The sequence below is a fragment of the Thermobacillus sp. ZCTH02-B1 genome, assembly GCF_002159085.1.
GTDB lineage: Bacteria > Bacillota > Bacilli > Paenibacillales > Paenibacillaceae > Thermobacillus.
Map to the genome: position 1 here is coordinate 25,689 of NZ_LZRU01000004.1, position 8,335 is coordinate 34,023.

7 protein-coding genes and 1 rRNA gene are annotated in these 8,335 nt (G+C 63.3%); 7 read left to right on the top strand and 1 reads right to left on the bottom strand.

Annotated features, from left to right (window positions below; translation table 11 throughout):
- Nucleotides 1–9: 9 nt before the first annotated feature.
- The 5 genes from gatA to A9Z00_RS01085 all read left to right on the top strand — a co-directional run bounded on the left by gatA (nucleotide 10) and on the right by A9Z00_RS01085 (nucleotide 6,249).
- On the top strand, nucleotides 10–1,485 hold the full coding sequence (gene gatA / locus A9Z00_RS01065; RefSeq protein WP_296973435.1) for an Asp-tRNA(Asn)/Glu-tRNA(Gln) amidotransferase subunit GatA: 1,476 nt from the start codon (nucleotides 10–12) through the stop codon (nucleotides 1,483–1,485).
- Nucleotides 1,482–2,924, top strand: coding sequence for an Asp-tRNA(Asn)/Glu-tRNA(Gln) amidotransferase subunit GatB (gene gatB / locus A9Z00_RS01070; RefSeq protein ID WP_296973436.1), 1,443 nt, complete (start codon nucleotides 1,482–1,484; stop codon nucleotides 2,922–2,924). The genes gatA and gatB overlap by 4 nt, the downstream gene beginning before the upstream one ends.
- Before the next feature lie 114 nt (nucleotides 2,925–3,038).
- Nucleotides 3,039–3,767: an MgtC/SapB family protein gene (locus tag A9Z00_RS01075; RefSeq protein ID WP_296973439.1), complete on the top strand. Its 729-nt coding sequence runs from the start codon at nucleotides 3,039–3,041 to the stop codon at nucleotides 3,765–3,767.
- Nucleotides 3,768–3,870: 103 nt separating this feature from the next.
- Complete coding sequence (gene perR / locus A9Z00_RS01080; protein ID WP_296973441.1) at nucleotides 3,871–4,344, top strand: peroxide-responsive transcriptional repressor PerR; 474 nt, start codon at nucleotides 3,871–3,873, stop codon at nucleotides 4,342–4,344.
- 150 nt (nucleotides 4,345–4,494) lie between these two features.
- Entirely contained in the window at nucleotides 4,495–6,249 is a 1,755-nt protein-coding gene (locus A9Z00_RS01085; protein WP_296973444.1) for a glycosyl hydrolase family 18 protein, read from the top strand.
- Between the two features lie 74 nt (nucleotides 6,250–6,323).
- On the opposite strand, the gene A9Z00_RS01090 is transcribed toward A9Z00_RS01085, so the two are convergent.
- Nucleotides 6,324–6,746 (bottom strand): YgzB family protein, encoded by a 423-nt coding sequence (locus A9Z00_RS01090; RefSeq protein ID WP_296973447.1) that lies wholly within the window; start codon nucleotides 6,744–6,746, stop codon nucleotides 6,324–6,326.
- A 141-nt stretch (nucleotides 6,747–6,887) separates the two neighbouring features.
- On the opposite strand from A9Z00_RS01090, the gene A9Z00_RS01095 reads away from it, so the two are divergent.
- Nucleotides 6,888–7,760 carry a nucleotidyltransferase-like protein gene (locus A9Z00_RS01095; protein ID WP_296973449.1) on the top strand — a complete coding sequence of 291 codons (873 nt, stop codon included), beginning with the start codon at nucleotides 6,888–6,890 and terminating at the stop codon, nucleotides 7,758–7,760.
- Nucleotides 7,761–8,130: 370 nt separating this feature from the next.
- A 16S ribosomal RNA gene (locus A9Z00_RS01100) occupies nucleotides 8,131–8,335 on the top strand; the annotation flags it as partial.

The window sequence follows — 8,335 nt, forward strand, 5'->3', positions numbered from 1 at the left end:
GAACGACCGTTGTCCGTATTGGATCTGCGCTTGCGGGAACTGCAAGACCGCCTGGCCGGCGGAGAACTGACGGTCACCGATCTGGTCGAGGCTTCGCTCGCCCGGATCCGGGAGACCGAGCCCGTCGTGCAGGCGTTCATTACGATTGACGAAGAAGGGGCGCGCGCGCGGGCGTCCGAGCTGGACCGGCAGCTTCGGGAAGGCGGCGAACGCGGGCTGCTGTTCGGCCTTCCGGCCGGCATCAAGGACAACATCGTGACGGAAGGGCTGCTCACGACGTGCGCGAGCCGCTTCCTGAGCAATTACATTCCGATCTATAACGCGACCGTGATGGACAAGCTCCGCGAGGCGCAGTCCGTCACGATCGGCAAGCTGAACATGGACGAGTTCGCGATGGGCGGCTCGAACGAGAACTCGGCGTTCAAGGTGACGCGCAACCCGTGGGATCCGGAGCGGGTGCCCGGCGGCTCGAGCGGCGGCTCGGCGGCGGCCGTGGCATCGCGGCAGGTTTATTTCGCGCTCGGCTCGGACACGGGCGGATCGATCCGGCAGCCGGCCGCCTATTGCGGCGTCGTCGGCCTGAAGCCGACGTACGGGCGCGTCTCGCGCTACGGCCTCGTCGCCTTCGCGTCCTCGCTCGACCAGATCGGTCCGATCACGAAGAACGTCGAGGACGCGGTCTACGTGTTGCAGGCGATCGCCGGCCATGACCCGATGGATTCGACTTCGGCCGACGTCGAGGTGCCGGACTACACGGCGGCGCTCACCGGCGACGTCAAGGGCCTCCGGATCGGCGTGGCGAAGGAATATCTCGGCGCAGGCATCGATCCGAAGGTGAAGGAGACGGTACTCGCGACGCTGAAGGTGTTCGAGTCGCTCGGCGCGACTTGGGAGGAAGTGTCGCTGCCGCATACGGAATATGCGGTCGCGGCCTATTATCTGCTCGCCTCGTCGGAGGCGTCTTCCAACCTGGCCCGCTTCGACGGCGTCCGGTACGGCGTGCGCGCCGAAAATCCGGCCAACCTGATCGATCTGTACCGGAAATCGCGCAGCCAGGGGTTCGGCGCGGAAGTGAAGCGCCGCATCATGCTGGGCACGTTCGCGCTCAGCACCGGCTACTACGACGCTTATTATCTGAAGGCGCAGAAGGTTCGCACGCTGATCAGACGGGACTTCGACCAGGCCTTCGAGAAGTTCGACGTCATCATCGGGCCGACGACGCCGACGACGGCGTTCCGGATCGGCGAGAAGATCGACGATCCGCTCACGATGTATCTGAACGACATCTGCACGATTCCGGTCAACCTGGCCGGCCTGCCGGCGATCAGTGTGCCGTGCGGCCTGGCGGACGGTCTGCCGGTCGGCCTGCAGATCATCGGCCGGGCGTTCGATGAGATCACGGTGCTGCGTGCGGCATACGCGTATGAACAGGCGACGGAGCACCACAAGCTGCGCCCGGCGGCCGTGGGAGGTGCGCAAGCGTGACGGTCGCAAAACCATACGAAACGGTCATCGGCCTGGAAGTGCACGTGGAGCTGCGCACGAAGACGAAGATTTTCTGCGGATGCTCCGTCTCCTTCGGCGATCCGCCGAACACGCACACGTGCCCGGTCTGCCTCGGCCATCCGGGCGTGCTGCCGGTCGTGAACCGGCAGGCGGTCGAGTTCGCGATGAAGGCCGCGATGGCGCTCAACTGCGAGATCGCGGACGTGACGAAGTTCGACCGGAAGAACTATTTCTATCCCGACCTGCCGAAGGCGTACCAGATTTCGCAATATGACCAGCCGATCGGCCGGAACGGCTGGATTGACATCGAAGTGAACGGCGAGACGAAGCGGATCGGCATCACCCGCGTCCACCTCGAGGAGGACGCCGGCAAGCTGACCCACGTCGAGGGCGGACAGGCCTCGCTGGTCGACCTGAACCGCGTCGGTACGCCGCTCATCGAGATCGTCTCGGAGCCGGACCTCCGTTCGCCCGAGGAGGCGCGCGCCTACATGGAGAAGCTCCGGGCGATCATGCTGTATTGCGAAGTGTCGGACGTGAAGATGGAGGAGGGCTCCCTGCGCTGCGACGCGAACATTTCGCTCCGGCCGTGGGGGCAGAAGGAGTTCGGCGTGCGCACCGAGCTGAAGAACATGAATTCGTTCCGCAGCGTGCAGCGTGCGCTCGAATACGAAGAATGGCGCCAGGCCGACATCCTCGACAGCGGCGGCACGGTCGTGCAGGAGACGCGGCGCTGGGACGAGGCGGCGGGCAAGACGGTGTCGATGCGCGGCAAGGAGGAGGCGCATGACTACCGCTACTTCCCCGACCCGGACCTCGTCCGGATCGTGATCGACGAGGAATGGAAGGCGCGCGTCCGCGCTTCGATTCCGGAGCTTCCCGACGCCCGCAAGGCGCGCTACATGTCCGAGTACGGGCTGTCCGCCTATGACGCCGGCGTCATCACGTCGTCGAAGAAGCTGGCCGACCTGTTCGAGGACAGCCTGAAGTACACGAAGGACGCGAAGGCGGCCGCGAACTGGATCATGGGCGAACTCCTCGGCTATCTGAACGCGAACAATCTCGAGCCCGATGACGTGAAGCTGACGGGACAGGGGCTGGGCGAGATGATCGGCCTGATCGAGAAGGGAACGATCAGCGGCAAGATCGCCAAGACGGTGTTCCGGACGATGCTCGAGACCGGCAAGAGCCCGCAGCAGATCGTCGAGGAACAGGGGCTCGTCCAGATCAGCGACGAGGGCGCGATCCGCGAAGTCGTCGCGAAGGTCATCGCGGCCAATCCGCAGTCCGTCGCGGATTACAAGTCCGGCAAGGAAAAGGCGCTCGGCTTCCTCGTCGGTCAGGTCATGAAGGAGACGAAGGGCAAGGCGAATCCGGCGCTCGTGAACAAACTGCTCGTGGAAGCGTTGAAGTCCTGAAATACCCGTGGAACTTCGAGCCGCCCCTTCCGTGCGGAACTGTGCGGAGCGGGGCGGTTCGCTTGACTGGAGGCCGCAAGCCGGCCGCAACCCGATCCGAGGGAGAGAGGAGATATGGACCTGTTCGCCCCGGTCACCGACAATCCCTGGAACATCAGCGAGACGCAGATTCTCGTCCGCCTGCTGACGGCCGCCGTGCTCGGCAGCCTGGTCGGGCTGGAGCGGGAGCGGTCGCGGCACGCGGCCGGCCTGCGCACGCATATCATGGTATGCCTCGGCTCATGCTTGATGATGCTGCTGTCCATCTACGGCTTCTCGGCATTCGTCTACGAGATGAACGTCCGCGTCGACCCGGCGCGTCTGGCGGCCGCGGTCATCACGGGCGTCGGCTTTCTCGGCGCGGGCACGATCCTGCAAACGGGACGCGGCGTGACCGGCCTGACGACGGCCGCGTCGATCTGGGTGACGGCGGCGATCGGGCTCGGCGTCGGCGCGGGCTTCTATTTTGCGGCGGCCGTCTCCACCCTGCTCGTCCTGTTCGTGCTGTGGGCGCTGAACATCCTTGAAAAAAAACTTTTCCGCCGCAAGTCCGAACATCTCATCGTGCTGCACGTCGAGGACCGTCCGGGACTCATGCAGAAAATCAGGGAGGCGGTCGAAGGCCGCGGGGGAGAGCTGCGCAGGATGCGGTTCCGGGGCGAAGGCGACGAAGACGAGGCGGGGGAGCTCGGTCCGGGCCAGATCGCCGTCTATCTCCACGTCCGCATGAAAAAGAAAAACGAAACCGAGCTGCTCGACGACCTTCGCGGACTCGACGGGGTGCACGCCGCCTCGCTGGAATAGCGTCCGCCCGCGTCTGGCAGGGATTGTCCGCTCCACCGGAATTGACAAATTGAAAATTGAAACCTTACAATGAAAGTAACACGGTTGAAAGGCGTGAACACCAATGGCAACGAGCGTCAGCGATGCGCTGGAACAACTGAAAAGTACCGGAGTACGCATGACGCCGCAGCGCCACGCAATTCTGTCGTATCTGATGAATTCGAAGACGCATCCGACGGCTGACGAAATCTATCGCGCATTGTCGCCGGATTTTCCGAGCATGAGCGTTGCGACGATATACAACAATCTCCGGTTGTTCGTCGATGCCGGACTTGTCCGCGAGCTGACCTATGGCGACGATTCCAGCCGGTTCGATGCCGATCTGTCGGACCATTATCACTGCATCTGCAAATCGTGCGGACGGATCACCGATTTTGAATACCCGCCTCTCCTCGAGGTCGAGAAGGCGGCCGCGAAGGAGACGGGATTCATCGTCGAAGGGCACCGGATGGAAGTTTACGGCATCTGTCCCGAATGCGCGGCCGGGAATCAGGACCAGGACAAGGCCGGCAGGAAAGACAGTAGCAGCAAGCATTGAACATTGACCGGGACATGCGGGCGCTTGACGAACCCAAAGGGCGGGCGTCTGCGTCTATGTACGTACAGGGACCGGAGCCTGAGCGTTTCGGCCCGCTGTACGTATTTCTTTTTTGCCCGACGGGCAACCGGGAGAGAGGGGAAACCGGAATTGGAACTTTCGAGAATGCATCCGCCGTATCCGCCCCGCCGGCGGCGAACCGGCCGGACGGCGCCGTTTCTGAAGCTGCTTGCGTTGCTGCTTCTGCTGTCGGCCGCGGCAGGCGCCGCGGCAGCCTGGTGGCAGCGGAATCTGCCGAACCGGGATACGATCGTGCCGGACTACGGTGCGGCGCATCCGGTGTTTTACCTGGGGCGGCAGCTGGACGGCGAAGCGCGCGTCCGCGAAGCGAACGTGCTGTTGACATTGGACATGATCCGCGCCGTGCTCGGCGAGGACGTGCCGATCCGGTATGAGGCGGACAGCGATTCCGTCATTTTGACGACGCTTGACAGGGTGGTGCGGCTTCGGACGGAGGCGCTGACGGCGGAAATGAACGGTGAACCGTTCGAGTTGACCGTCGCCGCCGAGACCGACGGGGATGTCGTGTACCTGCCGCTCGCTCCGGTCGCGGCGCTCTACGGACTCGTCGCCGAGGTGGCGGAGGAGACCGGCATCGTAACGCTGCTCAAGCCCGGACAAGCCGTGCGCCGGGCCGAGGCGACGGCCGAAGAAGGCGCGGCGGTCCGATCGGAGCCGACGATCAAGGCGCCGGTCATCGAGACGATCGAACCGGGAGAAGAGGTGCGCATCTGGGATGAGGAGAACGGCTGGTACCGCGTGCAGACCGGCTCCGGGCATGTCGGATACGCCCGGGAGTCGGATTTCAGGCTCGCGGAGGTCGAGCTGGTCCCCGAACCCGAGCGGGAAAGCCCGTTCCTGCCCTGGCCGGCGGACGGCCGGAAGATCAACCTGACGTGGGAGGCGGTCTACCAGGTGCCGCCCGATCCGGCGAAGATCGGACCGATGCCGGGCGTCAACGTCATCAGCCCGACCTGGTTCGAGCTCCTGGACGGCAAGGGCACGATCCGGTCGAAGGCCGACCCGTCCTACGTCGCCTGGGCGCACAAGCGCGGCTATCAGGTGTGGGCGCTCGTGAACAACGGCTTCGATCCGGACCGGACGACCGAGGCGTTGTCCACCTACGAGTCCAGGCTCCACATGATCCGTCAGCTGCTCGTCTATGCGGAGACGTACAACCTGCAGGGCATCAACATCGACTTCGAGAACGTGTATACGAAGGACAAGGAGAATCTCGTCCAGTTCGTCCGCGAGTTCGTGCCGCTCGCGCACGAGCAGGGGCTCGTCGTCTCGATCGACGTGACGCCGAAATCGAACAGCGAAATGTGGTCGCTGTTCCTGGACCGGAAGGCGCTCGGCGAGGTCGTCGATTACATGATCGTCATGACGTACGACGAACACTGGGCGTCGAGCCCGGTGGCCGGTTCGGTCGCGTCGCTGCCCTGGGTGGAGCGGTCCGTCAGGCGCATTCTCGAGGAGGACGGCGTGCCGCCGTCGAAGCTTGTGCTCGGCATCCCGCTGTACACGCGGGTGTGGACGGAGAAGAAGAAGGACGACGGATCGGTCGAGGTCAGCTCGCGGGCGCTCGGCATGGAAGCGGTCGAGAAGCTGATCCGCGAGCGGGGCCTCCGGCCGGTCTACGACGAGGACGCCGGACAGAACTACGTGGAGTACGAGACGGAGGAAGGGCGGCACCGGATTTGGATCGAGGACGAGACCTCGATCCGGGCCCGCGCGGAGCTGGCGAGAAAATACGGGCTCGCCGGCGTCGCCACCTGGCAGCGCGGTTTCGCGAAGCCGGAGATTTGGCAGGTGCTGCACGATACGCTGGAGGCGCGGCCGTAATGGCGCCGAAGCGCGCAAAAATACCCGCGGCATGCGGCGGATGCGAATCCGCGCGCGCCGCGGGTTTTTTCCGTTCATTCCGATTTTGGCCCGCTGTCCCGGCCGTCCGGGGATTGCGCGACCGCCGGGACCGCGCCGTCTTCGGCGTCCCCTTCCCCGTCGGGGAACACCGTCGCCTTGTTCGGGTCCTTCGTCAGGATCGTCCGGCAGAACATGCAACGGTCGGTCTCGCCGAGCATTTTCGTCTGGCGGCCGCATTCCGGACAGATCAGCATGACGGCGCTCGTCGACAGCATGCCGGCCCAGAAATAGACGCCCATGCTGAGCATGAGCGAGATCATCCCCAGCACGAGGAAAATGCCCGCGATGATTTTGCCCGGCTGCACGCCCCAAAACACGATGCCCGCCGTGCCCGCGACCATCAGCCCCATGCCGATCAGCGTGAGCAGCAGGCCCCAGGTGCGGAATTCGTTGATTTTCGCGGTCTTGAAGAACATCGGACTCTCTCCCATCCGTTGCGGGTTGACTTGCGCCGCGAGGCAGGAAATGCCGGATGACTGTCGAACATCTATCACAGAGTTTCATTATATACGATGTCTCGCGAACATGCCAGAAACAATGGGGGATCCGGTTCACCGATGGAAACGGCGCGATGGCTGGGATGGCTGCAGGGCACTCCGGGTTTGATCGGCGTCATGCTGATCGACAATCCTTACCGGTACAACCCGCTGATCGATGGTCTGGACATGCTGTTGCTCGCGGTTGCGGAGCGGACCGACGGGCAGGAGCGGAGCGTCCGGCACGTCCGGGCGGAAGGCAAGCGGGTGCAAATCCGCACGATTTCGGCCGCCCTGCTGGACGAATGGATCGCCGGAGTCGAGAACCGCAGCATCATTCCCTGGATCGTGCGGGGGGAAATTCTGATGGACAGCGACGGATATCTGGAGAAGGTTCGCCAGCGGGTGATCGCGTTTCCGGAGGAGCTGCGCCGGCAGAAGCTGGCGGCGGAATTTTCCGCGTTCCTTCGGACGTTCCTTCACGCAAAGCAGGATTTGAACGACGGCAACATCCTCGACGCCCACAGCAACGTGCTCGCCGCGCTTCACCATTGGGCGCACATCTCGCTGATCGAGGACGGCGTACACCCCGAACTGACGGTCTGGAGCCAGATGAAACGGTACAATCCGGGCATTTACAAGCTGTACGAAGAGCTCACGACCAGCCTGGAGTCCCTCGAGAAACGGGTGCAGCTCGTGCTGCTGGCCTGCGAGTTCCATGTCATGAGCAAAATGAAATCGTGCTGCCGCCTGCTGCTCGACATCATCGAAAGCCGCGAGGAACCGTGGAGCGTCAGCGAACTGATGGCCCGGCCGGAACTGAAATCGGTCCGGCTCGACCTGTCGCTCCTGCTGCGCAAGCTGGTGACCCGCGGACTGATCCGGGAAGTCGCGGTGCTGCCGGTATCGGGCGATCCGGATGCGCTGGAGATGCAATACGCGGCCGCGAAATAAACCGCGCGACAAATCGGTATGTGCCTGATTTTGCGATCCGCCTCGCCGGGAGGCGGATTTTGCGTGAAATGGACGCAATTTGGACGTTCGACACGGCTTGACGACGCCAAAGTCATGTGATAAATTATTCTTCGCCGCTGGAATGGCCGAGGTCGTTCGGCGGTTGATTTGTCCGCGGGATGCGGGTGGAAACAGATTGCAACAAAAAACACTTGCATCGCGGCGGTCAAATGTGATATATTATAAAAGTCGCTGCCTGAAAGGGCGGCGGGTTGAGGAAGATTGCTCTTTGAAAACTGAACACGAGCTTGAGTTGCCCGTCGACCTGAGGGTACGACCCTGAGGGTGACGAAACCGGAGCGCGCAAGCTTCTATGGAGAGTTTGATCCTGGCTCAGGACGAACGCTGGCGGCGTGCCTAATACATGCAAGTCGAGCGGAGTTTCCGCGACGGAAGCCTTCGGGTGGAAGACGCGGGGACTTAGCGGCGGACGGGTGAGTAACACGTGGGCAACCTGCCCGGAAGACCGGGATAACATCCGGAAACGGATGCTAATACCGGATAGGCGGTCTTCT

Excerpts from the sequence above, each read along its gene's own strand:
- perR (WP_296973441.1), top strand. The coding sequence starts at position 3,871 with ATGGCAACGAGCGTCAGCGATGCGCTGGAACAACTGAAAAGTACCGGA.
- A9Z00_RS01095 (WP_296973449.1), top strand. The coding sequence starts at position 6,888 with ATGGAAACGGCGCGATGGCTGGGATGGCTGCAGGGCACTCCGGGTTTG.
- A9Z00_RS01075 (WP_296973439.1), top strand. The coding sequence starts at position 3,039 with ATGGACCTGTTCGCCCCGGTCACCGACAATCCCTGGAACATCAGCGAG.
- A9Z00_RS01090 (WP_296973447.1), bottom strand. The coding sequence starts at position 6,746 with ATGTTCTTCAAGACCGCGAAAATCAACGAATTCCGCACCTGGGGCCTG.